20 protein-coding genes, 2 tRNA genes and 1 pseudogene are annotated in these 25,307 nt (G+C 71.9%); 15 read left to right on the forward strand and 8 right to left on the reverse strand.

Annotated features, from left to right (window positions below; translation table 11 throughout):
• Positions 1 to 11: 11 nt before the first annotated feature.
• The gene (locus tag AB8Z75_RS04210) at positions 12 to 860 is read left to right on the forward strand and encodes an Fpg/Nei family DNA glycosylase (protein ID WP_369200005.1); all 849 of its coding nucleotides are present in this window, start codon (positions 12 to 14) and stop codon (positions 858 to 860) included.
• A gap of 45 nt (positions 861 to 905) precedes the next feature.
• Here the strand turns inward: AB8Z75_RS04210 and AB8Z75_RS04215 are convergent, their stop codons facing one another.
• A complete protein-coding gene (locus AB8Z75_RS04215) occupies positions 906 to 2,162 on the reverse strand; it encodes a GNAT family N-acetyltransferase (protein ID WP_369199981.1) in 1,257 nt (418 codons plus the stop codon).
• Positions 2,163 to 2,286: 124 nt separating this feature from the next.
• On the opposite strand from AB8Z75_RS04215, the gene AB8Z75_RS04220 reads away from it, so the two are divergent.
• From AB8Z75_RS04220 to AB8Z75_RS04230, 3 genes are all read left to right on the forward strand, one after another.
• Positions 2,287 to 3,450, forward strand: coding sequence for a PP2C family protein-serine/threonine phosphatase (locus tag AB8Z75_RS04220; RefSeq protein ID WP_369199982.1), 1,164 nt, complete (start codon positions 2,287 to 2,289; stop codon positions 3,448 to 3,450).
• Positions 3,451 to 3,591: 141 nt separating this feature from the next.
• Positions 3,592 to 4,443, forward strand: a complete 852-nt coding sequence (locus tag AB8Z75_RS04225) for an ABC transporter ATP-binding protein (protein ID WP_369199983.1) — start codon at positions 3,592 to 3,594, stop codon at positions 4,441 to 4,443.
• Positions 4,440 to 7,022 carry an ABC transporter permease gene (locus tag AB8Z75_RS04230; protein ID WP_369199984.1) on the forward strand — a complete coding sequence of 861 codons (2,583 nt, stop codon included), beginning with the start codon at positions 4,440 to 4,442 and terminating at the stop codon, positions 7,020 to 7,022. Before AB8Z75_RS04225 ends, AB8Z75_RS04230 begins: the two co-directional genes overlap by 4 nt.
• Positions 7,023 to 7,104: 82 nt before the next feature.
• Here AB8Z75_RS04230 and AB8Z75_RS04235 read toward each other — a convergent pair whose 3' ends face one another.
• The gene (locus AB8Z75_RS04235; protein ID WP_369199985.1) at positions 7,105 to 8,343 is read right to left on the reverse strand and encodes an acyltransferase family protein; all 1,239 of its coding nucleotides are present in this window, start codon (positions 8,341 to 8,343) and stop codon (positions 7,105 to 7,107) included.
• 595 nt (positions 8,344 to 8,938) lie between these two features.
• On the opposite strand from AB8Z75_RS04235, the gene AB8Z75_RS04240 reads away from it, so the two are divergent.
• Positions 8,939 to 9,133, forward strand: a complete 195-nt coding sequence (locus AB8Z75_RS04240) for a hypothetical protein (protein WP_369199986.1) — start codon at positions 8,939 to 8,941, stop codon at positions 9,131 to 9,133.
• Positions 9,134 to 9,345: 212 nt separating this feature from the next.
• On the opposite strand, the gene AB8Z75_RS04245 is transcribed toward AB8Z75_RS04240, so the two are convergent.
• Positions 9,346 to 9,416: transfer RNA gene (locus AB8Z75_RS04245), tRNA-Gly, on the reverse strand.
• Positions 9,417 to 9,472: 56 nt separating this feature from the next.
• Here AB8Z75_RS04245 and AB8Z75_RS04250 point away from each other — a divergent pair.
• The 5 genes from AB8Z75_RS04250 to clpX all read left to right on the forward strand — a co-directional run bounded on the left by AB8Z75_RS04250 (position 9,473) and on the right by clpX (position 14,133).
• Positions 9,473 to 9,549 (forward strand) — tRNA-Pro (locus AB8Z75_RS04250).
• Positions 9,550 to 9,651: 102 nt separating this feature from the next.
• The gene (gene tig / locus AB8Z75_RS04255) at positions 9,652 to 11,064 is read left to right on the forward strand and encodes a trigger factor (protein WP_369199987.1); all 1,413 of its coding nucleotides are present in this window, start codon (positions 9,652 to 9,654) and stop codon (positions 11,062 to 11,064) included.
• Between the two features lie 230 nt (positions 11,065 to 11,294).
• On the forward strand, positions 11,295 to 11,912 hold the full coding sequence (locus AB8Z75_RS04260; protein ID WP_114018229.1) for an ATP-dependent Clp protease proteolytic subunit: 618 nt from the start codon (positions 11,295 to 11,297) through the stop codon (positions 11,910 to 11,912).
• 100 nt (positions 11,913 to 12,012) lie between these two features.
• Positions 12,013 to 12,672, forward strand: coding sequence for an ATP-dependent Clp protease proteolytic subunit (locus AB8Z75_RS04265; protein WP_369199988.1), 660 nt, complete (start codon positions 12,013 to 12,015; stop codon positions 12,670 to 12,672).
• Positions 12,673 to 12,849: 177 nt separating this feature from the next.
• Positions 12,850 to 14,133, forward strand: coding sequence for an ATP-dependent Clp protease ATP-binding subunit ClpX (clpX, locus tag AB8Z75_RS04270; RefSeq protein WP_242751162.1), 1,284 nt, complete (start codon positions 12,850 to 12,852; stop codon positions 14,131 to 14,133).
• 113 nt (positions 14,134 to 14,246) lie between these two features.
• On the opposite strand, the gene AB8Z75_RS04275 is transcribed toward clpX, so the two are convergent.
• The 3 genes from AB8Z75_RS04275 to AB8Z75_RS04285 all read right to left on the reverse strand — a co-directional run bounded on the left by AB8Z75_RS04275 (position 14,247) and on the right by AB8Z75_RS04285 (position 17,486).
• Positions 14,247 to 15,095 carry a hypothetical protein gene (locus tag AB8Z75_RS04275; RefSeq protein ID WP_369199989.1) on the reverse strand — a complete coding sequence of 283 codons (849 nt, stop codon included), beginning with the start codon at positions 15,093 to 15,095 and terminating at the stop codon, positions 14,247 to 14,249.
• 67 nt (positions 15,096 to 15,162) lie between these two features.
• Complete coding sequence (locus tag AB8Z75_RS04280; RefSeq protein ID WP_369199990.1) at positions 15,163 to 16,158, reverse strand: hypothetical protein; 996 nt, start codon at positions 16,156 to 16,158, stop codon at positions 15,163 to 15,165.
• A gap of 242 nt (positions 16,159 to 16,400) precedes the next feature.
• Positions 16,401 to 17,486, reverse strand: coding sequence for a hypothetical protein (locus tag AB8Z75_RS04285; RefSeq protein WP_369199991.1), 1,086 nt, complete (start codon positions 17,484 to 17,486; stop codon positions 16,401 to 16,403).
• Between the two features lie 132 nt (positions 17,487 to 17,618).
• Between AB8Z75_RS04285 and AB8Z75_RS04290 the strand changes: the two are divergent.
• Positions 17,619 to 19,646, forward strand: a pseudogene (locus AB8Z75_RS04290) (valine--tRNA ligase).
• 100 nt (positions 19,647 to 19,746) lie between these two features.
• Here AB8Z75_RS04290 and AB8Z75_RS04295 read toward each other — a convergent pair.
• Both AB8Z75_RS04295 and AB8Z75_RS04300 read right to left on the reverse strand, forming a co-directional pair.
• Positions 19,747 to 20,511 (reverse strand): glucose 1-dehydrogenase, encoded by a 765-nt coding sequence (locus tag AB8Z75_RS04295; protein ID WP_369199992.1) that lies wholly within the window; start codon positions 20,509 to 20,511, stop codon positions 19,747 to 19,749.
• Positions 20,508 to 21,173 (reverse strand): TetR/AcrR family transcriptional regulator, encoded by a 666-nt coding sequence (locus AB8Z75_RS04300; RefSeq protein ID WP_369199993.1) that lies wholly within the window; start codon positions 21,171 to 21,173, stop codon positions 20,508 to 20,510. Before AB8Z75_RS04300 ends, AB8Z75_RS04295 begins: the two co-directional genes overlap by 4 nt.
• 150 nt (positions 21,174 to 21,323) lie before the next feature.
• On the opposite strand from AB8Z75_RS04300, the gene AB8Z75_RS04305 reads away from it, so the two are divergent.
• The 4 genes from AB8Z75_RS04305 (at position 21,324) to ndk (ending at position 25,175) form a co-directional block, all read left to right on the forward strand.
• Positions 21,324 to 22,592, forward strand: coding sequence for an ABC transporter substrate-binding protein (locus AB8Z75_RS04305; RefSeq protein WP_369199994.1), 1,269 nt, complete (start codon positions 21,324 to 21,326; stop codon positions 22,590 to 22,592).
• A gap of 68 nt (positions 22,593 to 22,660) precedes the next feature.
• The gene (locus AB8Z75_RS04310; protein WP_369199995.1) at positions 22,661 to 24,220 is read left to right on the forward strand and encodes a folylpolyglutamate synthase/dihydrofolate synthase family protein; all 1,560 of its coding nucleotides are present in this window, start codon (positions 22,661 to 22,663) and stop codon (positions 24,218 to 24,220) included.
• Positions 24,221 to 24,586, forward strand: a complete 366-nt coding sequence (locus AB8Z75_RS04315; RefSeq protein WP_369199996.1) for a DUF4233 domain-containing protein — start codon at positions 24,221 to 24,223, stop codon at positions 24,584 to 24,586.
• 175 nt (positions 24,587 to 24,761) lie between these two features.
• Positions 24,762 to 25,175, forward strand: a complete 414-nt coding sequence (gene ndk, locus AB8Z75_RS04320) for a nucleoside-diphosphate kinase (protein ID WP_369199997.1) — start codon at positions 24,762 to 24,764, stop codon at positions 25,173 to 25,175.
• Positions 25,176 to 25,307 lie beyond the last annotated feature (132 nt).

The raw sequence follows: 25,307 nt of genomic DNA on the forward strand, positions 1-25,307 counted from the left end.
GCCCTGAGCCCGTGCCCGAGGGACACACCATCCACCGGCTGGCCCGCGACGTCGCGGACCGGTTCGCCGGGCACACGCTGGACGCCGCCAGCCCCCAGGGCAAGTTCGCCGACGGCGCCGCGCTGCTCGACGGCACGGCGCTGACGGCGACCGAGGCGCACGGCAAACACCTCTTCCTGGGCTTCGGGCCCGTCGGCTGGGTGCACATACACCTGGGCCTGTACGGCACCTTCCGCTTCGGCGAGGGTGCGCCGCCCGAGCCCGTCGGACAGGTGAGGCTGCGCCTGGCCACCCGCCCAGGCGAGACCCCCGAGGGGCCGCTGCACTACGCGGACCTGCGCGGCCCCACCCGCTGCGAGCTGCTGGCCGAGCCCGAGAAGCAGGCCGTCAGCGACCGGCTCGGGCCCGACCCGCTGCGTGCCGCCTCCGACCCCGAGGCGGCCTGGGCGCGGATCTCCCGCAGCCGCACGAGCATCGCCGCGCTGCTCATGGACCAGAAGATCGTCTCCGGTGTCGGCAACGTCTACCGCGCCGAGGTCCTCTTCCGGCACGGCGTCGACCCCTACCGCGCGGGCCGCGACCTGGCCCGCACCGAGTGGGACGCCCTGTGGGAGGACCTGGTCGCCTTGATGACGGACGGGGTGCGCAAGAACCGCATCGACACCGTCAGACACGCGCACACCCCCGAGGCCATGGGGCGCCCGCCGCGCGTGGACGACCACGGCGGCGAGGTCTACGTCTACCGCCGGGCCGGGCAGCCCTGCCTGGTGTGCGGCAGCCCCGTCGCCACCGCCGAACTGGCCGCCCGCAACCTCTTCTGGTGTCCCCACTGCCAGCCGGAGCGCGCGCGGGCCCGGTGAGGCGCCGGCCGCGCCCGCTGCCCGAGCAGGCCCCCGTGCGCCGCGTCAGAAGCCGTGCGGCAGCCAGGGGGCCGTCGCGCTCGTGAAGGCGGTGGCCGCCGCCCGCAGCGCGCCGGATCCCGGCCGCACCTCGCGCACCAGGCCCGCGCTGCCCAGCGCGGCCAGGGAGACCCCGCCCAGATAGGCGCGGCCCAGCTCCCGCACGGACAGCGACAGATCGGCCGCGTCGCGGGTGGGCTCGCACACCGCGCCCTTCTCGTCACCCGCCAGCCGCCACCGCCCGCTGTTCCACGGGCAGAAGGCGTCCTCGACCTCCAGGACGACGTCCAGCGGGGCGGCGTAGGAACGGGCGGCCAGCGCGTCGCCCACCTGCACGAGGCGTACGTACAGGGCGTCGTCGTTGAGGTGCTTCGCGGACCGGCGCCGGTCGTCCACCAGGTGCAGCCACGGGTCGTCCAGCGGCCGGTTGTCCGCCACGATCGACGTCGTCAGGTCGAGGGACCACAGGAAACGCCACATCGCCGCGTGCCCGGCCGCGTCCAGGGCCTCCAGATCCCGCAGCCGCACCTCGCCCTGGGGCGCGCCCGACTCGTCGGAGCCGAGCTTGACCGCGTAGCGGGCGAACGCCACGGGCGTGCCGTCGCGCAGGGCCACCACGCAGCGCAGGGGCGAGGCGCCGCCGCGCCGGCGCACGGGGTCGAGCAGGGGCGTGTGCTCCCACCCCGGGCGCCTCTCCAGCATCCCCGGGCGCCGGGGCACGGCGCGCGCGTAGACCGCCTCGCACTCCCGGAGCAGTGAGGCCGCCGTGTCCGAGGCCCGCAGCACCAGCCCGTCCGCGTCGGCGGCCAAGGGCGCGGGAAGGTGGAGCGCGCTCCTGCTGGTGTCGATCCTGGCCGCCATCCGGCTCGTCGCCAGGCCGTATCCGAACCGTCCGTAGATGGCCGCCTCGGATGCCGTCAGCACGGCCAGCGGCTCCTCGCCCGCCGCCCGCACGTCGTCCAACTGGCGGCGCATGAGCGCCCGCAGGAGGCCGCGCCTGCGATGCGTGGGCGCCACGCTGACCATCGTCACCCCGGCGGCGGGCACCACCGCGCCCGAGGGGACGGCCATCCGGAAGGACAGCAGCCCCGCCGTGGCCACCGGATGCCCCTCGTCCCACACCCCCAGGCAGCGTTCGACCTCGGTCAGCGAGCGGTACAGCTCGTGTTCCTCGGGCGTCTCCTCGCCCGCGAACGCACTCAGCACCCTCTCGTACCAGGTGTCCCATTCGGAGGGCTGGAGAACACGCGGCTCAGTCGTCATGCGGCCCATCACAGCAGGCCATTCGAACACCGGCTAACGATTTTGACCGCGGGCGCGCCGCACGCCCCCGGTGCCCACGCCGGGAATCGACGGGCAACCAGAGGGATGGCTAGGCTCCGTGAGCATGGCGCAGCGCCGCGCGGGACCCTCCAAGGCGACGACCCGGTCGCACCAGGCACTCAAGGCCTGGCACCGGGTCCGCACCAACCTGCGCAGATCCGCCGTCGACTACTTCCGCGGCGGCGCCTCCGACTGGGTCGCGCTGGCCGGACTGCTGCTCACGGTCCCGGCGTTGACGTGCGCCACCGTCGTCACCCCGCTGTGGTGCGCCCCCGAGGCACTGGTGCTGCCCATCATCGCCGGCGGACTGCTGCTGCGGCCCGCCAGCCTGCTGGCGCTCTACGCCGCCGCCGCGGTCGCGCTGATGGTCGAGTCGCTGCTGCTGGAGCCCTGGGAGTTCCACGACGGCGCGGGACGCGTCACCCCGGGCACCATCCTGGTGGTCGCCGCCGCCGGACTCTCGGGCCTGCTCATCGCGCAGTTCCGCAGCCGCGTCGGCGTGCCCTGGAGACGCGGCGGCACCATGCTCTTCGACCTGCGCGAACGCATCCGCGTCCAGAGCAAGCTGCCCAAGCTGCCCGCGGGATGGCACCACGAGATGGCGCTGCGCCCCGCGGGCGGCCAGTCCTTCTCCGGGGACTTCGTCGTCGCCGCCAGGACCGGACCGGGCCGCCGCACCCTGGAACTCGTCCTCACCGACGTCTCGGGCAAGGGCATGGACGCCGCCTCCCGCGCCCTGCTGCTGTCCGGCGCCTTCGGCGGGCTGCTCGGCTCGCTGCCGCCGCACGCCTTCCTGCCCGCCGCCAACGGCTACCTGCTGCGCCAGTCCTGGGACGAGGGGTTCGCCACCTCCGTCCACCTCGTCCTCGACCTCGACAGCGGCGACTACGAACTGCTCTCCGCGGGCCACGTCCCCGCGATGCAGCTCAACGCCGGCTCTGGCAAGTGGGAGGAGAAGGCCGCCGAGGGCCCGCTGCTCGGTGTCTACGACGGCGCCGAGTTCGACCCCGTCAAGGGCACGCTGCGCCGCGGCGACGTGCTGATGCTCTTCACCGACGGGCTGGTGGAGACCGCGGAACGCGACCTCACCGAGGGCATGGACCGCCTCGCGGGCGAGGCCGACCGCTACGTCTCCTCCAGTTTCCACGGCGCCGCCTGGCACCTGATCGAGTCGGTGGCCCGCGACGTCAACGACGACCGCGCACTCCTGCTGATCTGCCGCGACTGAGCGCCGCACCCGGCCTGCCCGACGTCCCGTACTGGTGCTGCCCCCACCCCGGCTCTGGGGCAAGCGGGATGGCCCCGGCTCACCCGTGATCCATACGTTCGAGGTGACCAACTCGCGGGATCAGCAGGGACGGAGACCGGCATGCGCGAGCACGACCAGGGGGCACCCATTCCGCCGGGAGGGGCGGCCGGCGCCGTGGAACTGCGCGCCGTCACCCGGCGCTACGGGCGCGGGGTACAGGCCCTCGACGGCATCGACCTGACGCTTCCGTACGGCAGCTTCACCGCCGTCATGGGCCCCTCGGGCTCGGGGAAGTCCACCCTGCTCCAGTGCGCCGCCGGGCTCGACCGGCCCACCTCGGGCACCGTCCGCCTCGGCGGCACCGACCTGGCCGCGCTCGGTGAGAACAAGCTCACCGCGCTGCGCCGCACCCGGCTCGGCTTCGTCTTCCAGGCGTTCAACCTGCTGCCCTCCCTGACCGTCGAACAGAACGTGCTGCTGCCGCTGCGGCTCGCCGGGCACCGCCCCGACCGGCGGCGGTCGGCGCGCGTGCTGGCCCAGGTCGGCCTCGGCGCGCACGCGCGCCGCCGTCCCGACCAGCTCTCCGGAGGCCAGCAGCAGAGAGTGGCGCTCGCCCGCGCGCTGGTCACCTCACCCGACGTGATCTTCGCCGACGAGCCGACCGGCGCCCTGGACACCGGCACGGCGGGGGAGGTCCTCACCCTGCTGCGCGCCGCGGTGGACGTCCCGCCCGAGCCGGTCGGCCCCGCGGGCACCGGCGCGACGGTCGTCATGGTCACCCACGATCCGGCCGCCGCGGCCCACGCCGACCGCGTGCTCTTCCTGGCGGACGGCGCCCTGGTGGACAGCCTGGAGAACCGGGCGGGCACGGACACCGCCCACGCGGCCGGCCTGATCGCGGCGCGCATGGCCGACCTCACCGCCCGCTCCGCGCGGCGCGGGCCGCAGCCGGCCCCTCAGGCCGTCGCGTGAGCCCGCACGGCGCCCCGCGCCCACGGGCGCCCTGGCCCGCCCGGCTGCTGCCCAACGGGCTGGCGCGGTCCGCGGTCCGCGCCCACCCGGTCGCGTTCGCGGGCACGTTCGTCGCGCTCACCATGACCGCGATGATCGTCTCGGCCTGCGCCTTCCTGGCCGACACGGGCGCCCGCGCCCGCGCGGTGCCGCACCGCTACGCCAACGCGCCCGTCGTGGTGACCGCCGACCAGCGTGCCCACCTGTTCACCGGCCACGGCGAGGACCGCGAGGACGCCGGCGAGACCGTTCCCGAACACGCCAGGATCGCCGTGGAGAAGGCCACGGCCACGGCACGCACCGTCCCCGGCGTGGAGCGCGTCGTCCCCGACGTGACCGCCACCGTCGGCGCCCACCATCCCGCGGCGGCCCTCACCGGCCACGGCTGGGGCTCCGCCGCCTTCACGGGCACGGAACTCGCGACCGGCGGGCCGCCCCGCACCGACCGCGACGTGGTGCTCGACGCGGACACCGCGGCGGCCCGCGACCTGGCCCCCGGCGACACCCTCGGGCTCACCACGGCGGACGGCGACCGCACCTTCCGCGTCACCGGCGTCGCCCGGCCGGCGACGGCGGACGAGGGGACGGCCGCCTGGTTCACCGACGCCGGGGCACGGGCGCTCGCCGGCCACTCCGGGCGCGCCGACGCCCTCGCCGTCCTCACCGCACCGGGCGCCGACACCGAGGCGGTGGCCACCCGAGTGCGCCGCGCCCTCGGCGAAGGACCCGTCGTCCGCACCGGCCAGGCCAGGGGCGCGGCGGAGGACACGGACGTGGCGTACGGCAAGGAGGTGCTGGAAGCCCTCGGTGTCTCCTTCGGCGCCCTCGCCGCGCTGACCGCCGTCTTCACCGCCTCCGGCACCATCGGGCTCTCGCTCACGCAGCGCCGCCGCGAGTTCGCGCTGCTGCGCGCCGTCGGCGCCACCCCGCGCCAGATACGCCGCGCGGTCGCCACCGAGGCGCTGCTCGTCGCGCCGCTCGCCGGGGCGCTGGGCTGCCTGCCCGGAGCGGCGCTGGCCCGCTGGTGGTTCGGCGCGCTGCGGGAGCGCGACGCCGTACCGGAGAGCATCCACCTCCACCTCGGCGCGGCCCCGGCGGCCCTCGCCGTCGGTGTCACCGTCGGCACCGCGCTGCTGGCCGGCTACCTGGCCGCACGCCGCCCTGCGCGCACGAGGCCGAAAGAGGCGCTCGGCGACGCGGCCCGCGAACGTTTCCGGCCCGGCGCCGTCCGCTCCCTCCTGGGGCTCGGCGCGCTGGCAGGCGGCCTGGCCATGGTGCGGGTGGCCGGCCGCGAGGGCGGTGAGGACGCGGCGAACCTGGCGCTGGGCGTGGTGCTGCTGCTGATGACGGCGGTCGCCCTGCTCGGCCAGTACGTCGCCAAGGCGTGCTCCTGGCTGCTCGGGCTGCCGCTGCGCGCCGGTTCCGCCGCCTCCGCGCTGGCCGCCGCGGGCACCTGGGCCAACGCCCGCAGGCTGGCGTCGGCGCTCACGCCCGTCGTCCTGGCCATGTCCTTCGGCTGCACGCTGCTCTTCCTCCAGACCAGCGAGGACCGCCAGACCGTGCTCCAGCAGCGCGCCGGGCTGCGCGCCGACCACATCGTCACCGGCTCGGGGGGTGACGAGAGCGCGGGTCTGCCGCGCACCGCCGCGGAGCGCGCGGCCCGCACGCCCGGCGTGGCCGCCGCGGTGGGCGTACTGCGTACGACGGTGCTGGTGGAGATCCGCTCCGACGGCACCTTCCTGCAGACGGCGGACGCGCAGGGCGTCAGCGGGCGCGGGGACCGGCTGGCGGCCGTGGAGGATTTCGGCCTGAGTCACGGCTCGCTCGACGGCCTGCGGGAGGGCACCGTCGCCATCGACCGCCTCGTCGCACGCGGCGCCCGCGTGGGCCTCGGCGACCGGATCGGCCTGCGGCTGCCGGACGGCACCGAGGTGCGGCCCGAGGTCGTCGCCATCCACACCCGGGGCACCGGACTCTCCCAGGTCGTGCTGGACCGCGCGACGCTGGAGGGCCACGTGACCTCGCCCTACGACGCGGAAGTGCTGGTCCGCCAGGAGCGGGGTGCCGACTCCGCGCGGGTCGCGAAGGCCCTGAGCACGCTCGGCGAGGTGCTCGACACGTCGGCCTGGACCGAGGCAGCGGACCGCGACCGGGCCGTCAACAGGTGGGGCAACCGCACCATGGCCCTCGTCCTGGGCGGCTTCGCCGCCGTGGCCGCGGCGAACACCCTGGTGATGACCGTCGCCGAGCGGCGCCGAGAGATGGCCGCGCTGCGGCTGCTGGGCGCGACCCGGGGCCAGGTGCTGCGCATGGTGCGCTGGGAGGCGGCGCTCATCACCGTCTCGTCCCTCGCCCTGGGCACCGGGATCGCCCTGCTCACCCTCCGTCCGATGACCGAAGGGCTCTTCCAGGCGCCCCCGCACGTTCCCCCCGCCCTGTACGCGGCGATCGCGGCCACCGTGACGGTGCTCACCTTCGCCTCCACGGCGGCGCCCGCGCACGTGGTGCTCTCCGGGCTGTCCCGGGCGGACAGGCACTGACGGGCTCGGCCTCCCGCGCACACGAGCCGGCCCCCTGCTCCCGGCAAGGGAGAGGGGGCCGGCTCGTGTGCGCGGGTGCGGGCTACCGCTTCCGGTGGGAGACCGGGCGCCGTACCGCCTCGCCCGACGCGGGGGCGGAACCCGCGGCGGAGGAGGACTCCCTCTTGCGGGCCATGGCGCCCGGATCGCGCTTGAAGAACCAGTCCATCTTCGGCTCGATCGCGAACTTGAAGAGCCTCGTCACCCACGGCGTGCACAGCACCGTCATCATCACGGCGGCCAGCACGGTGATGGCGACCCGGCTCAGCGGGTGGTCGACCCAGTCCATCTCGTACCAGTCGAACTGGCGCGAGCCCTGGATGAAGAAGATGTGCAGCAGGTACGCGTAGAGCGTGCCCGCGCCCAGCACGGTGAACCACATGTGCCGCCTCGGCACCCACGACAGGAAGCAGGCGGTCATCACCAGGCCGCAGCCGAACAGCGCGAGGTACATCACAGCACCCGCCCAGGAGGGCACGCCCATGTCGGCGGCTGCCTTGTCGTGCAGGAACCACGCCTTGGACATCCGGGGCACCGCCCAGTAGGCGAAGACCATGGCGCAGAGCGTGACCGGCACGGCGATGTACCGCGCCTCCTTGCGCTTCACCAGCTGGAAGTGGCGGGGCTGCAACTGGAGGCCGAGCACGAAGAAGGGCAGGAACTGCCCGATGCGCATCAGGTTGAGGTCGCCGCCGATCGACGGCGTCACGCTGGCCGCGGCGCCGATCGCCAGCGCGACCGGCATCGGCCAGCGCAGGCTCTTCCACAGCGGGGTCGTCAGCCGCCAGACGAACAGCGCGCACAGGAACCACAGTGCGAATCCGGGCTCCTGGAAGTGGAACTCCCGGTCCGGGTCGTCGTTGGCCCAGCGCATGAAGAAGGTGTAGACGAACTGAATCGCCAGGTAGGGCACCACGACGCCGGTGACCAGCCGCTGCACCTGCTTCGGCTTGCCCTCGAAACTCCTGGACAGATAGCCCGAGATGATGATGAAGGCAGGCATGTGGAAGGTGTAGAGGACGAAGTACAGCGCTTCGGCCGTACGGCTGTCCTCGCGCAACGGGTCCCAGGCGTGGCCGATCCCGACGAGGACGATCGTCAGGTACTTGGCGTTGTCGAAGAACGGGTCCCGCTGCTTGGCTGCTGGTTTCTTCTGCGCCTTGGGGGACTGCGGCTTCGCAGGCACCTCCGGGGACGCCGGTGGCGTCTCGGAGGGTGTCTCCTGGCGGACGGGGGGGAGCGGCGCCCGCTCATAACCAGCGTGCAACATCTGCCGCACCATAGCGCGCGAACCTGTGGACCGTAAATTCTCGTCGCGGCTGTTCTTCCCGTCTGCCTGCGTCCTATTCACCCCGCACCGGAACGGAGCTGACGGATCATGGCGCGATTGTTCGGTTTGGCGCCCGTTGCCCCGCTCGAACCCGGACCCGCGGGGCCGACGGCCCCGCGGCCTGGCCCCGGTCGGCACCGTGTGGGGTCCTGTGAGCGAGCCCACAATTCACAGCTCTGCACCAGCAATTCACAGTCCGCCGACAAACGGCACTCGGTGCCGACCGTAATGCACCAGGTGCACATATGTGGCGCGGCGCATTGATCAGGCCGAATTGATGGCCGCATTACGGGTGCGACGACCACTTCCCGCGGGCCGCCGAGGCGGTGCGGGCGCCCGCGCCGCGCGTGATCCCGTCAACATCCTGGAGCACATACCCCTGTCAACGGTGAGGATTTACCCGATGATGGGGCCGACGGACGCTCACCCGGTCCCTGCGCCACCGGAGTTGGTGGCACGATGGGTGGGCGCCGTGTGCGCGGGGGTGTGGCCACGGTGGCAGGCCCCCAGGCCGGGTGAGGTTCCGACCATGAGGGTGTGAGCAGTTGTGGCCATCTCGCTGTCCGTAGTCGTCTTGTTGGCGGTCATCCTGGTCGTGATGATCAGGAGTAAGTCCATCAAGCCGGGGCCGGCCATCGTCGCCATACTCTTCGGCTTCTTCCTTGCCTCCACGGGCATGGCGCCGTCGATCAACAGGTTCCTGAACTCGATCGCCGACACGATCAACCAGATCAGCTTCTAGCCGTACCGCGGTACCGCCGTACCGCCGAGGGCCCTCGGCCGCCCCCGGACCGGCACGGGCCGCCGCCGTCCGTCCGCGCGCGGCGACAGGGCGTGCCCGCCGCGCCGCACCCGCCGGGACGGGGCGCGGCGCCTGCCGGAGCAGGCGGCTGTGAGCAGGCTCTTTCCGTGGCGAAGGCCCGGCCCCCGCATGGGGGCCGGGCCTTCGTTGCGAGCGGGCGACGGGAATCGAACCCGCGTAGCTGGTTTGGAAGACCAGGGCTCTACCATTGAGCTACGCCCGCAGAGGCCGGATCGGCACAGCCGCATCCTACGGCATGTACTCTACGTGTCGCATCGACGGGGTGTGGCGCAGCTTGGTAGCGCGTCCGCTTTGGGAGCGGAAGGTCGTCGGTTCGAATCCGGCCACCCCGACCACGTACTATGAAAGACGCGCGTGCCTGTGTCGTGTCTGCATGCATACGGGGCGCAGCTCAAGAATCAGCAAGACCCCCAATGCCAGCCCCAAGGAGACCGACCGTGAAGAGCGCCGTGGAGACCCTGAACCCGACCCGGGTTCGGCTCACTGTCGAGGTGCCCTTCGAGGAGCTCAAGGACAGCCTCGACGCGGCGTACAAGAAGATCAACCAGCAGGTCAGCGTTCCCGGCTTCCGCAAGGGCAAGATCCCCGCGCGCCTGATCGACCAGCGTTTCGGCCGCGGTGCCGTCCTCGAAGAGGCCGTCAACGACGCGCTCCCGAAGCTCTACCAGTCCGCCGTCGAGGAGGGCGAGCTCAACGTGCTCGGCCAGCCCGAGGTGGACATCACCGAGCTGAAGGACAACGAGCTGCTGTCCTTCACCGCCGAGGTGGACGTGCGGCCCCAGATCGAGATCCCGGACTACAAGGGCATCGAGGTCGAGGTGGACGCCGTCGACGTCTCCGAGGAGGACGTGGACAAGGCCGTCGAGCAGCTGCGCGAGCGCTTCGCCTCCACCTCGGTCGTCGAGCGTGCCGCCACCGAGGGTGACGTCGTCAAGGTCGACCTCGAGGCGAAGATCGACGGCGAGGTCCTGGAGGACGGCGTCGCCCAGGGCGTGGACTACACGATCGGCTCCGGCGAGCTGCTGGACGGCATCGACGAGGCCGTCACGGGTCTGGAGGCCGGCGGTTCGGCCACCTTCACCTCCGAGCTCAAGGGCGGCTCGGGCGCCGGCCGGGAGGCCGAGGTCTCCGTCACGGTCGAGTCCGTCTCCGCGCGGGAACTCCCCGAGCTGGACGACGAGTTCGCGCAGATGGCCAGCGAGTTCGACACGCTGGCGGAGATGCGCGAGGACAGCCGCAAGCGGCTGGCCGACCAGAAGAAGTACGAGCAGGCGACCCAGGCCCAGGAGAAGGTGCTCGACGCCCTTCTGGAGCTGACCGAGGTGCCGGTCCCGGAGAAGCTGCTCGCCGACGAGATCGAGAGCCGCAAGCACAACCTGGTCAACCACCAGCTCGGCCAGCTCGGCCTCGACCTGGGCTCGTACCTGAAGATGCAGGACAAGTCCGAAGAGGAGTTCGACGCCGAGCTCAAGGAGCAGGCGGAGAAGGGCATCCGCACCCAGTTCGTCCTGGACGAGCTGGTCAGCCAGGAGAAGCTCAACGTCAGCCAGGAAGAGCTGACCGAGCACCTGATGCGCCGTGCCCAGTCCTCCGGCATGAGCCCGGACCAGTTCGCGCAGGCCGTCGTCGAGGGCGGTCAGGTGCCGGTCCTCGTCGGCGAGGTCGCCCGCGGCAAGGCCCTGGCGGCCGTGGTCGAGGCCGTCACCGTCAAGGACACCAACGGCGAGGCCGTCGACCTGAGCGACGAGGACGAGGCCGCCGAGACCGAGGCCGCCGCGGAGACGGCCGAGGCCGCCGCCGAGGGTGACGAGGAGTCCGGCGCTCAGCAGGCGGAGAAGACCGAGGGCTGATCCGGCCCCCGAAGCAGACCCGCGAACGGGGGGCGCCGGGGCGCGCGAGAGCACGCCTCCGGTGCCCCCCGTTCGGCTGTCGGCCCGGCCGGTCGGGGAACCTGCGCTCACAGCGAAATGCGCTTTGACCGGGATGGCTGCCGCCGGGTGGCGCGTTAGGGTCCCCAGTAGACGAAGACCCCAGTGACGGCCAGCTTCGCGTGGCCGTCCGGACACGAGCAGGTGGACACGTGACGCTTCCGAAGCCTTCCGCCGCCGGTGAGCCCAACTACGGTGGCGGCCTCGGCGACCAGGTCTACAACCGGCTGCTCGACGAGCGCATCATTTTCCTCGGCCAGCCGGTGGACGACGACATCGCCAACAAGATCACCGCCCAGCTCCTTCTCCTCGCCGCCGACCCGGACAAGGACATCTTCCTGTACATCAACAGCCCGGGCGGTTCCGTCCAGGCGGGCATGGCGATCTACGACACCATGCAGTACATCAAGAACGATGTCGTCACCATCGCCATGGGACTCGCGGCGTCGATGGGCCAGTTCCTGCTGACCGCCGGTACGCCCGGCAAGCGGTTCGCGCTGCCCAACGCCGACATCCTCATCCACCAGCCCTCCGCGGGCCTGGCGGGCTCGGCCACCGACATCAAGATCCACGCCGAGCAGCTGCTGCGCACCAAGAAGCGGCTGGCGGAGCTGTCGGCGGCGCACAGCGGCCAGACCGTCGAGCAGTGGACCCGCGACGCGGACCGCGACCGCTGGTTCACCGCCGAGGAGGCCAAGCAGTACGGTCTCATCGACGAGGTCTACGGCAGCGCCGCTCAGCTCCCGGGCGGCGGCGGAACGGGCGCGTGAGGCCCGCCACAGCGCCGCACGGCACGCCTTCGTGCGGCCCCGCGCCGCACGGCTCCCGCCCCGACCGCAGCCACCCGTTCATCTCCAGGAGAACCTCCCGATGACCTCACTTCAGCCGGGCCCGCGGGCCGAGTTCACCGGCATCGCGCCCGAGTCCCGCTACATCGTCCCGCGCTTCGTCGAGCGCACCTCGCAGGGCGTGCGGGAGTACGACCCCTACGCGAAGCTCTTCGAGGAGCGCGTGATCTTCCTCGGGGTGCAGATCGACGACGCCTCGGCCAACGACGTCATGGCGCAGCTGCTGTGCCTGGAGTCGATGGACCCCGACCGCGACATCTCGATCTACATCAACTCCCCGGGCGGCAGCTTCACGGCGCTGACGGCGATCTACGACACCATGCAGTTCGTCAAGCCCGACATCCAGACCGTGTGCATGGGCCAGGCGGCCTCCGCCGCCGCGGTGCTGCTCGCCGCCGGTACGCCCGGCAAGCGGATGGCGCTGCCGAACGCCCGCATCCTCATCCACCAGCCCTACAGCGAGACGGGCCGCGGCCAGGTCTCCGACCTGGAGATCGCGGCCAACGAGATCCAGCGGATGCGCGATCAGCTGGAGGACATGCTCACCAAGCACTCCACCAAGGAGCGCGAGGTCATCTCCTCGGACATCGAGCGGGACAAGATCCTCACCGCTGAGGAGACCCTGGACTACGGGCTGATCGACCAGATCGTCACCACCCGCAAGTCCTCCGTGGGAGTCTGACGGACAGCCCGTTCAGGCGGCCCACAGCCCCTTGGAACGACACGGCACGGCACGGGAAGTGTCGGCCAGGTCGTTCCAAGGGGGGCCCATTCCGGCGGCCGGGCAAGGTACCGTCGTTTCAGCACGTACCTCGGTCCGTATATCCCTGACGGATCCCAGGCGAAGGGGAAGCTCCTCGTGGCACGCATCGGTGATGGCGGCGATCTGCTCAAGTGCTCGTTCTGCGGCAAGAGCCAGAAGCAGGTGAAGAAGCTCATCGCGGGTCCAGGTGTGTACATCTGCGACGAGTGCATCGATCTCTGCAACGAGATCATCGAGGAGGAGCTCGCCGAGTCCTCCGAAGTGCGCTGGGACGAGTTGCCCAAGCCCCGGGAGATCTACGAGTTCCTCGAGGGCTACGTCGTCGGCCAGGAAGCCGCGAAGAAGGCGCTCTCGGTGGCGGTCTACAACCACTACAAGCGCGTCCAGGCGGGCGAGAACGGGAGTGGACGGGACGACGGCATCGAGCTGTCCAAGTCCAACATCCTGCTGCTCGGGCCCACGGGCTCCGGCAAGACCCTGCTGGCGCAGACGCTCGCCAGGATGCTGAACGTGCCCTTCGCCATCGCCGACGCCACGGCGCTCACCGAGGCGGGCTACGTCGGTGAGGACGTCGAGAACATCCTGCTGAAGCTCATTCAGGCGGCGGACTACGACGTCAAGAAGGCCGAGACCGGCATCATCTACATCGACGAGATCGACAAGGTCGCCCGCAAGAGTGAGAACCCGTCGATCACCCGCGACGTCAGCGGCGAGGGCGTGCAGCAGGCGCTGCTGAAGATCCTGGAGGGCACCACCGCCTCCGTGCCGCCGCAGGGTGGCCGCAAGCACCCGCACCAGGAGTTCATCCAGATCGACACGACGAACGTGCTGTTCATCGTGGGCGGTGCCTTCGCAGGCCTGGAGAAGATCATCGAGTCCCGGGCCGGTGCGAAGGGCATCGGCTTCGGTGCCGACATCCGCTCCAAGCGGGAGATCGAGGCCAGCAACCAGTTCGAGGAGGTCATGCCGGAGGACCTGGTGAAGTTCGGGATGATCCCCGAGTTCATCGGCCGGCTGCCGGTCATCACCTCGGTGCACAACCTCGACCGCGAGGCGCTCCTGCAGATCCTGATGGAGCCCCGCAACGCCCTGGTCAAGCAGTACCAGCGGCTGTTCGAACTCGACGGCGTGGAGCTGGACTTCGACCGCCCCGCGCTGGAGGCCATCGCCGACCAGGCCATCCTGCGGGGCACCGGGGCACGCGGCCTGCGCGCCATCATGGAGGAGGTCCTCCAGTCGGTGATGTACGAGGTGCCCTCCCGCAAGGACGTGGAGCGCGTCGTGATCACCGAGGAGGTCGTGCACTCCAACGTCAACCCGACGCTGGTCCCGCGCGCCCGCGGAAACGGCGAACAGCAGCGCCACGAGAAGAGCGCCTGAGCGACTGCTGGGCGCCCGAGCACCCACGGCGCCGTCCCGCGCTCCGAGGGCAACGGTGAGGGCCCGCACCCCCCGGGGGTGCGGGCCCTCACCGTTGCCCGTCTGCCGGCGCCCTACTTGGGCACCGTCACCTTGTCCTTGACGCGGGCCGTGAGGCCGGCGAACTCCTCCAGGTCGATGTTTCCCGGACTCGTGTTGGCGAGGTCGACCTCCAGCACGACGGCCATCGTGGACTCGTCCGCCCAGGCGCAGGCGGGCGCGTACACGTTGGCGCCGCCCTGGGTGAGCCGGGTGAGCTGGCAGGAGATCTCCACGTCGCCTGCGCCGGGAGTGAACTCCTTGCGCTCCCCGACGACCTGCCCGTTCTGGCTCTGCCCCATCCCGTCCAGCATGTCGTCGCGCATCTTCGAGGAGGAGGCGTCGATGTCGCCGTAGGCCCCGGAGATGGCCAGCCCGCCCGCTGTCGGACTGCCCGAGGAACCGGCGGAGTACGTGGCGACCTTGGCGACACCGTCGGCCGGCAGCTCGTCCTGAAGCTGCCGCTCCTGCTGGGTCACCTGGGCGTTGTCGTCCACCCGGCTGTAGGAGCCGCCCTCCAGCGTCGCCGGGAACGCGATCTTCTCGGTGCCGTGCGGCCGGCTCGCGGACACGAGCGCGCCGATGGCGAACAGCACGCCGCCGACCACCACCAGGCTGCCCAGCACGATGGCCGTGATGGCGCCGCCGCTCAGGCCGCGCCGGGGCGGCGGCAGGGGAGGGGGCGGCCAGGCACCGTAAGGGCCCGGAGCGCCGGGCGGTCCGCCGTGCGGCCCCGGCGGTCCGTAGGGGCCGCCGGGGGCCGGAGCGCCGTACGGGCCGACGGGGCCCTGTGCGGGCTGCTCGTGGGGGCCGGGGGCACCGTAGGGTCCTGGGGGCTGCGGCCCGGGTTCGCCCGGTGCGTTCGGGCCGGGGGGCTGGGTCATGCGGTGGCTCCCTTCCAGGACGTGTGCGGTATCGACGTGTGCGTCATCATCCGGCCGACTGCGGGCTTCAGGCCTTCACGCGGGCCTTCGAGCGCAGGTCGGCCGCGAACTTGGCGACCTCGTCCTTGGACACGCCGCCGGTGCCCTTCATGGTCGCGGCCACGTCGACACCGACGACGGTGCCCATCGTGCTGCGGTCCGCCCACACGCAGATCGGCATGGACAGGCTGTTGCTGCCCTCGGTGACCTTCGCCGTCCGGCACTTCATCAGCGCGCCGTCCAGGCCCGCGGGCTCCACCGACTCGGCTTCGCCCTCCCAGGAGATCTTCTCGGACTCGCCGACGTTGTCGCCCGAGTTCTGCGAGTTCTCGTTGGCCTTGGAGAAGGCGTCGTCGATCGACTTCTCCGGGTCGTCGATGGTGCCGTACACGCCGTTGAAGCTCATCGACTTGCTGCTGGTGCCGGTGCCGGTGGTGTATCCGCCGGACACCTTCTTGGCGTTCTCGACGCCGAGTTCGGCGGCCTTGGCCGAGTCCGTCGCGCCGGCGGGGCCACCGCCGCTGCCACCCGCTGACGGGCTGGTCTTGTACTCGCCGACCTGGTCGGGGACGGTCAGCTTGTGCGGCCCGTCGTCGGCGACGTCGCTGTTGCCGCCGCCGCCCAGGACTCCGAAGGCGAACAGTCCGCCGATGATGGCGCCCACGACCACCAGCGCGCCGACGACGATGCCGATGGTCTTGCCCTTGCCCCCGCCGCCCTGCGGCGGCATCGGCATCCCGGGCTGGCCCGGCTGTCCGTAGGGGCCCGGCTGCCCCGGCATGCCCGGAGGCTGCCCCGGCATCCCGGGCTGGCCAGGGCCCGGCTGGCCGTACGGTGCGCCGCCCTGCGGCTGGCCCTGCTGCGGGAAGCCGTAACCGGGCTGCTGCGGCTGGCCCTGCTGGGGGTAGCCGTAGCCGGGCTGCGGCTGGCCCGGGGCGCCGCCGTAGGGGCCCGGCCCTCCGGGCGGCGGCTGCTGACCGTACGGCCCGGGCTGGCCGTAGGGGCCTGGCTGGTTGTGGCTCATGGCGGCGCTTCCCCTCCGTTGATGTGCTTATCGCGCCAGCTCATCTTGACGGATGCACGACGAGAACGCCGCACTGGGCGCCGAATCGGTGCCCGGTGGGGACGCAATCGTGAAACTCGCGCTGTGAATTGCCCCGGTCTGCGCGCAATGCCCCGCGGCGGGCGGTGTGTGACACGACGACGGCGCCCGGCACAGACCGCCGGGCGCCGTCCTGGCCCCTCGTCGCCCCGCGGGGCGCGGGTTCACTTGAGCGGCACGCGCACGTCCTTGCGGACCTTCGCCGTCGTCTCACCGGCCTCGGACACGGGGGTGTCCTTGCCGCTGATCATGTCGGCCGAGGAGGCGGTCACCACGAAGCCGATGGTGCTGTGGTCGCCCCACATGCAGAACGGCATGGTGAAGCCCTTGATGCCCGAGGTGTCGCCGGGAGGCGCGGTGAACTTCACCTTCTGGCACTTCATCACCGCGTCGTCCCCCAGCCCCGCCGGGTTGACCTCCTGCGGCTCGCCGTCCAGCTCGGCCTTGCCGCCTCCGCCGGTGCTCGGGTCCTTGTCGGCCTCCTTGGCCACCATCAGCAGCGCGGCGTCGACAACCGCGTCCGGGTTCTCGATCTCGCCGTAGATGCCGCCGAAGTTGAGCGACTTGGCGTTGATCCCCTCGCCGCTCTCGTAGGTCGCCGAGACGCTCTTGGGGTCCTTGACGCCGAACTGCTCGAACTTCTGCCGGTCGGACTCGCTGAACCCGCTGGAGGCGTTGTTCTCCGAGCCCGGCTTCTTGTCGTACTCGGTCGCCACCGTCTCGGGCGTGATGAGCTTGTACTTCTTGCCGTCGTCGGCGACCGAGGAGCCGCCTCCGCCCCCGCTGCCGCCGCCCTTGTCGTCGTCCTTCCCGGTGAAGAGGACGACGCCGCCTATCACCGCGCCGACGACGACCAGGGCCGCGACGACGATGCCGATGGTCTTGCCCTTGCCCCCGCCGCTCGGCGGCGGCGTCGGCATCCCGGGCATCCCCGGCTGGCCTGGCTGGCCTGGCTGGCCCGGCTGGCCGTACGGGCCGCCTGGCTGCCCCGGCATGCCGGGCTGCTGCATGCCGGGCTGCTGCTGCGGATAGCCGTAGGGGGGCCCGCCCTGCTGGGGCGGGGGCCCGGGAGGCTGCTGCGGCGCGCCGGGCTGTTGCGGATAGCCGTAGCCGGGCTGCCCGGGGGCGCCGCCGTACGGGTTCGGGCCGCCGGGCTGCTGGGGCGGCTGCCCGTAGGGACCCGGCTGTTGGCCGTACGGTCCGGGCTGGCCTGGCTGGCCGCCGTACGGGCCGGGCTGGTTGTCACTCATGGCGGCGCTTCCCCTCCGTGAACATGTAGTCGAATGCGCTGACGCACATAGTGACGGATGCCGTCCCCGAGCGCTGCACCGGTCCTCAAACCGATTCGAGACCGGGACATCGGCGCCCGTACACTGGCGGTCGTGACCGACAACACTCAGCAGAGCCCGGACGCGAACGGGCCGCACAGCGCCATCCCCGCAGAGCTGCCGACCCAGTACGCGCCGGCCGAGGTAGAGGGGAAGCTGTACGAGCGCTGGGTGGAGGCGGGCTGGTTCGAGGCGGACGCCAAGAGCGAGAAGCCGCCGTACACCATCGTCATCCCGCCCCCGAACGTCACAGGATCTCTCCACCTCGGGCACGCTTTCCAGCACACCCTCATGGACGCCCTCACCCGCCGCACTCGGTGACGGCGTCGACTGGTCCCGCGAGCGCTTCACCATGGACGAGGGCCTCTCGCGCGCCGTCCAGACCGTCTTTTGATCACCGCGCACGGCCCCTTCCAGGGCCTGGACCGCTTCGAGGCCCGCTCGGCGATCGTCGCCGCGCTGCGCGAGCAGGGCCGCGTCCTTCAGGAGAAGCGTCCCTACGTGCACAGCGTCGGCCACTGCTCGCGGTGCAAGACGACGATCGAGCCGCGGCTGTCGATGCAGTGGTGGGTCAAGGTCGCCCCGCTGGCGAAGGCCGCCGGCGACGCCGTCCGCGACGGCCGCACGACGATCCACCCGGCCGACATGTCGTCCCGCTACTTCGACTGGGTCGACAACATGCACGACTGGACGATCTCCCGCCAGCTGTGGTGGGGCCACCGCATCCCGGTCTGGTACGGGCCTGAGGGCGAGGTCGTCTGCGTCGGCCCGGACGAGGAGCCCCCGGCCGGCGAGGGCTGGCACCAGGACCCGGACGTCCTGGACACCTGGTTCTCCTCGGGTCTGTGGCCGTTCTCCACCCTGGGCTGGCCGGACGAGACGCCGGACCTGGCGAAGTTCTACGGCACCGACGTGCTGGTCACCGGCTACGACATCATCTTCTTCTGGGTCGCGCGGATGATGATGTTCGGCACGTACGTCATGGACGAGCCGCCGTTCCACACGATCGCGCTGACCGGCCTCGTCCGCGACGAGCACGGCAAGAAGATGTCCAAGTCCTTCGGCAACGTCGTCGACCCGCTGGACTGGATGGACGCCTACGGCTCCGACGCCCTGCGCTTCACCCTCGCCTCCGGCGCCAACCCCGGTACCGACGTGCCCATCGGCGAGGACTGGGTCAAGGCGTCCCGCAACTTCGCCAACAAGATCTGGAACGCCACCCGCTTCGCGCTGATGAACGGCGCCACGGTCGCGGGGCCGCTGCCGGACGCGAGCGAGATGGCGGCCACCGACCGCTGGATCCTCTCCCGGCTCAACACGGTGCTCCGCGAGGTCGACGGCTACTACGACGACTACCAGTTCGCCAAGCTGGCCGACGCGCTGCGCCACTTCGCCTGGGACGAGGTCTTCGACTGGTACGTCGAGCTGTCCAAGACCACCTTTGCCAGGGGCGGGCGGGCCGCCGAGGTCTCCCGCCGCGTCCTGGGCGAGGTCCTGGACGTCACGCTGCGGCTGCTGCACCCGGTCGTCCCGTTCGTCACCGAGGAGCTGTGGACGACGCTGACCGGCGGCGTGGCGGGCGAGTCCCTCGTCGTGGCCGCCTGGCCGCAGGACTCCGGCTTCCGCGACGCGGCGGCCGAGGCGGAGATCGCCACCGTGCAGCAGGCGGTGACCGAGGTCCGCCGCTTCCGCGCCGACCAGGGCCTCCAGCCCGGTCAGAAGGTCCCCGCCGACCTCGACCTGGCCGGTACCCCGCTGGTCGCGCACGAGGAGGCCGTCCGGCAGCTGCTGCGGCTCCAGCCGGCGGGCGAGGGCTTCCAGGCCACGGCCTCGCTGCCGGTCGCGGGCGCCACCGTCAGCCTCGACCTGTCCGGCGCCATCGACGTGGACGCCGAACGCAAGCGGTTGACCAAGGACTTGGCCGCCGCGGAGAAGGAGCTGGCACAGACGGGTGCCAAGCTCACCAACGAGGCGTTCCTGGCGAAGGCCCCCGAGCACGTCGTGGACAAGATCCGGGGCCGCAAGGCCGCCGCCGAAGCGGACATCGCCCGCCTGACGCAGCAGTTGGACCGGCTCGCCTGACGCCCGGCCGGACCGGTTCGCCTGACGCGGCCCCGTGACGGCAGCGCCCCCTTCTCCGTACGCGGAGGAGGGGGCGCGTGTTTCCGTGCGGCCGGCGGGCTTACTGGCCCATCACGTACTTCACCGTCGGCCCGGTCGTCCAGCCGCCGTCCACGGCGAGCTCCGCGCCGGTGATGTACGACGCCGCGTCGGACAGCAGGAAGCACACCGCCGAGGCGATCTCACCCGGCTCGCCCACGCGGCCCATCGGCGTGTTGGGGTAGTTGCCCTCGCCCTGCTGGATGCCGACCTCGGCGGTCATCGGCGTGTAGGTCATGCCGGGGTGTACGGAGTTGAGCCGGATGCGGTCGGTGCCCAGCTCGACGGCGCCGATCTTGGTCAGGCCGCGGACGCCCCACTTGGAGGCGCCGTAGCCGGCGGTCAGGGCCAGGCCCATCAGACCGGCGGCCGAGGAGATGTTGACGATGGAGCCGCCGCCGGCCGCCCGCATCGCGGGGACGGCGGTCTTGATGCCGATGAAGACGCCCGTCAGGTTGATGTCGAGCACCTTGCGGAAGAACTCGGTGGAGACGGACTCCAGCGGGGCGCCGGTGGAGATGCCCGCGTTGTTGACGAGGCCGTCGAGGGCGCCGAACTCGGAGACGGCGTGGTCGGTGACGCGCTGCCAGTCCTCTTCGGAGGTGACGTCGTGCGCGGCGAAGCGGGCGCGGTCGCCCAGCGCGGCGGCGGTGGCCTTGCCCTCGTCCTCCAGGACGTCGGTGAGCACGACCCTGGCGCCTGCGGCGACGGCCTGCCGGGCCGTCTCGGCGCCGATGCCGCGTGCGGCGCCGGTGATCAGGAGGGTCTTGCCGTTGAGATCGGTCATGTCGTGCTCCAGGGGGATTCGCTCAGGGATGTGATGCAGCGCGCGGCGAGGGCCGCGGGGCCCTCGGGCCCGTCGGCCGGTGCGTCACCGGCCGCCCAGGTCTCGACGGCCACCCGGACCGCCGTCGCCGCTGTGCCGGCCACCAGCCGCACCGGGAGTGCGGCGGCGCTTTCGGGGTCGCCCGCGCGGTCGGCGAGCGCGGCTGCCAGGTCGGTCTCGGACGCGTGGTAGGCGTCGTTCCACACCGAGCGCAGCGCGGGGTTCGCCGCGGCCAGCCGCAGCAGTGAGCGCACCCACTCCAGGGATTCGGCGTTGGCCGCGTCGTCGGTGGTGAGCGCTTCGCGGGTGCCGTGCACCAGGGCCTGGGCGAGGGTCAGGTGCGCGGGGGCTGCCCGGGTGGCGTCCACCCACTGCCTGGCCCCGGCCGCGAAGAGCGGGGCGACGGCCTCTTCCTTGGTGGGGAAGTAGCGGTAGAAGGTGCGCGGTGCGACGCCCGCTTCCCGTGCGATGTCCTCGGCCCGGGTGTCCCGTACGCCGCGTTCGACGAAGAGCGCGGCGGCGGTGCGTGCGAGGTCCGTGCGGGTCTCCGCCTTGCGGCGCTCGGTGAGCGAGCTCGGCGGGCTCTCGGCGAGCGGGCTCGACGGGTTACTGGCGACCGGCATGCCAGCAGACTATGCCTGCATGGCACAATCTGCCACCGCGGCCGAGGCAGGCCCCGGTGCGGCCCGTGGCCGAGCCCGGGGCGGCCCGAGGCGGGCCCCGGCCGCGAGCGGGGGAGACGAGCGACCGTACGACCATGGGTGGCAAGACCAGTGCATCGACGCCAGTTCCTCCTCGGCGCCTCCTCCCTCGCGACCGCGACGGGCCTCGGGCTCACCGGGTGTTCGAGCGAAGGTGACGAGACCACGCTCACCGTGCTCGCCTCGAGCTACGAGAAGAGCGTCGGCTCGGGCCTCACCGATCAGTGGGGCGATGTCATCAAGGCGTTCGAGAAGAAGCGCCCGGACATCAAGGTCGACCTCCAGCTCGTCCCCTTCACCCGGATCGACAAGGAGCTCGCCGAGCGGGTCAAGGACGGCAACCCGCCCGACATCTCCCAGGGCAACGTCTTCGCCGGCTACGCGGAGGACGGCAAGCTCTTCCCCGCGAGCGACGTCTTCAAGATCCCGGTCCAGGCCGACTTCATCACCTCCTTCGCCCAGGCGGGCGAGGTGAACTTCGCGCAGTACGGGATCCCGTTCCTGGCCAGCACCCCGCGCCTGTTCTACAACACCGCCCTCTTCGAGAAGGCGGGCATCAGCGGCCCGCCCCGCAGCTGGGAGGAGCTGCGCACCGCGGCCCAGGCGCTCAAGCGGGCGGGCGTGCCCACCCCGTACGGACTCGCGCTGGGCCCGGAGGCAGCCGAGGACGAGGCGCTCGCCTGGATGCTGGCCGCCGACGGCGGATACGCCAGCACCGCCGGGTACGACTTCGTCAAGAGCGAGAACATCCACGCGCTGACCTGGCTGCGCACCCGCATGGTCGCCGAAGGGCTGGCCGGCGCCCACCCGGACAAGCTGACCCGCACGAAGGCCTACGAGGGCTTCCTCAAAGGGCAGATCGGCATGCTCAACGCGCACCCCGTGCTGCTGGGCACCGCACACAAGGCCAAGTTCCCCTACGCGCACGCCGCCTTCCCCAAGGAGGACGGCGGCGCCGCACCGCCCGTCGGCCTCTCCGACTGGCTGATGGCCTTCAAGGCGGGCGGTCGCCGCGAGCAGTGCTCGGCGTTCCTGAACTTCCTCTACCAGGTCACCTCCGTGCGCCAGTACGGCAACGGCCAGGGCACTCTGCCGGTCACCGTCTCCGGCTCACGCGCCCTGCGCAAGGACCCCTCGGGCAAGCCGCTGCGCCGGTTCATCGACCAGATGCCGGACGCCGAGTTCCAACCCGTGGGACGAACGTCCTGGCCGACCGTGCGCACCCGCGTGCAGGGCTCCGTCGGCAAGGCGGTCGACCCGAAGGGGCCGTCCCCGCGAGCCGTTCTCGACGCCCTGCAGAAGGCCGCGGACGAGGCCGACCGCGCGGCCCGGCGCGGCTGACGGGCGGCGGGCCCGGCGCCACCCGGCGGGCTGCGCCCGCCACGCCACCCTTACGTAGACTGGTCCGCGTGAGCGACGAGCCCCAGCCCCACGAACCCGACCCGTCCCTCCACGAGCCCGCGGAGCCCCTCGACCCCGACGAGTCGCCCGACGCGTTCGAGGAGATCGTCGGCGAGGAGACCGACCGCGACCCGGACCTCGCGGTGATCGAGGCGGGCAGCCGCACCCTGCGGGCCCAGGCCGGGCCACCGCAGCCGGACGTCGTCCCCGCCAGGCCCGAGGACCCCGAGGTCGACCGGGCGCTGCGCGAGGTGGAGGAGGAGCTGGCCACCCGCTGGGGCGAGACGAAGCTGGACCCCTCGGTCCAGCGCATCGCCGCGCTGGTGGACGTGCTGGGGGAGCCGCAGCGCTCCTACCCCTCCATCCACATCACCGGCACCAACGGCAAGACCACCACGGCCCGCATGGTCGAGGCGCTGCTGTCCGCCTTCGAACTGCGCACCGGCCGCTACAGCTCCCCGCACGTGCAGTCGGTCACCGAACGCATCAGCATCGACGGCGCCCCCGTCTCCGCGGAGCGCTTCATCGAGACCTACCGCGACATCGAGCCGTACGTCGGGATGGTCGACGCCCAGCACGACTACCGGCTCTCCTTCTTCGAGGTGCTCACCGGCATGGCGTACGCGGCCTTCGCCGACGCGCCGGTCGACGTCGCCGTCGTCGAGGTGGGCATGGGCGGCAGGTGGGACGCCACCAACGTCATCGACGCGGACGTCGCGGTGATCACCCCGATCTCGCTGGACCACACCGACCGGCTCGGCGACACGCCCGAGGCGATCGCGGTGGAGAAGTCCGGCATCGTCAAGCCCGACGCCACGGTGGTGCTGGCCCAGCAGCCGGTGGAGGCGGCCTCCGTCGTGCTGAAGAAGGCCGTCGAGGTGGACGCCACCGTCGCGCGCGAGGGCATGGAGTTCGGCATCGTGGACCGGCAGGTGGCGGTCGGCGGTCAGCAGCTGACCCTGCGCGGTCTCGGCGGCGAGTACCCCGACGTGTTCCTGCCGCTGCACGGCGCCCACATGGCGCACAACGCGAGTGTGGCCCTGGCCGCCGTGGAGGCCTTCTTCGGTATCGGCCGGCAGCAGGCCCGCGCCCTCGACATCGACGTGGTGCGCCAGGCCTTCGCCTCCGTCTCGTCGCCCGGCCGGCTGGAGGTGGTGCGCACCAGCCCCTCGGTGGTGCTGGACGCCGCGCACAACCCGGGCGGGGCACGGGCCACCGCCGAGGCCGTCAGCGAGGCCTTCGACTTCAGCCGGCTGGTCGGAGTCGTCGCCGCGAGCGCGGGCAAGGACGTCCGCGGGCTGCTGGAGGCCTTCGAGCCGCTGCTCGCGGAGGTCGTGGTCACGCGCAACTCCAGCCACCGCGCGATGGACGTGGACGAGTTGGCCGCGGTCGCCGTGGAGGTCTTCGGCGAGGAGCGCGTCCAGGTCGAGCCCCGGCTGGACGCGGCGCTGGAGGAGGCGGTCACCCTCGCCGAGGAGGAGGGCGAGTACGCGGGGGCCGGGGTGTTGGTCACCGGCTCCGTCATCACGGTCGGCGAGGCCCGGCTGCTGCTGCGAGGGAGGCGCTAGATGCGCATGCTGGGTGCGTCCACGCTGATCGGTGAATTCTTCATCATCGGTTTCGCCGGATTGGTCGCGATGCGAACGAGTGACCTTTCGGTCTCCACCGTCTGGACGGTCAGCGGTATCGCGATGGTGCTGTGTGTGCTGCTGTGCGGATTCCTCACCCGTCCGGGTGGCGTGCAGCTCGGCTGGGCGCTCCAGATCGCGTTGATCGCGAGTGGTTTCATCGTTCCGACGATGTTTTTCCTGGGTGCCTGTTTCGCCGCGCTGTGGTGGGCTTCGGTGCACTTCGGCAGGAAGATCGACGAAGCGAAGGCGCGGTTCGCCGCGCAGGCGGCGGCCCAGGGCACACCCGAGCCCGACGCTGCGTGAGACCGGTTTCCCTCACCCGTGTAGCCTCTTTTGACCGCCGGGCTTCACGTCGCGTCACCGCGCCCGGCCTGGCGGAGCCTGCCCTCCCCTTGGGGGTACCTCCCGGCGGCGGCCGGGGGACTCCGGCCGGGAGGTGCGCCCAGCCGTCGCACGACCAGCCAAGGAGCACCGCACCATGCCCCAGCGCACCCTCGTCATCCTCAAGCCCGACGCCGTCCGACGTGGTTTGACGGGCGAGATCATCGGCCGTATCGAGCGCAAGGCGGACTGGTCCCTCGCGGCTCTCGAGCTGCGCACCCTGGACCGCGCCACGCTGGAGCAGCACTACGCCGAGCACGAGGGGCGCCCGTTCTACGAGCCGCTGATGGAGTTCATGGCGTCGGGTCCCTCCGTCGTCATGGTCGTCGAGGGCGAACGGGTGATCGAGGGGGTGCGGGCTCTGGCGGGGCCCACCGACCCGATCGCCGCCGCTCCCGGCTCCGTACGCGGCGACTTCGGCACCATCGTGCGGGAGAACCTCATTCACGCCTCGGACTCCGAGGAGTCCGCGGAGCGGGAGATGAAGATTTTTTTCCCGAGTTTTGCCTGAGGTGAGCGGCTTACCGGTGCGGAGGGCCGATTGAGGCGCGGAAGGCGCTCAGACCGGCTCCGACACGACGTCACCATTACGGTGGGCGTTCCCACTTCCGCCGACAATGGCGAAGGAACCGTCTCCACGTGT

The sequence above is a fragment of the Streptomyces sp. PU-14G genome, assembly GCF_041028275.1.
Classification (GTDB): Bacteria; Actinomycetota; Actinomycetes; order Streptomycetales; family Streptomycetaceae; genus Streptomyces.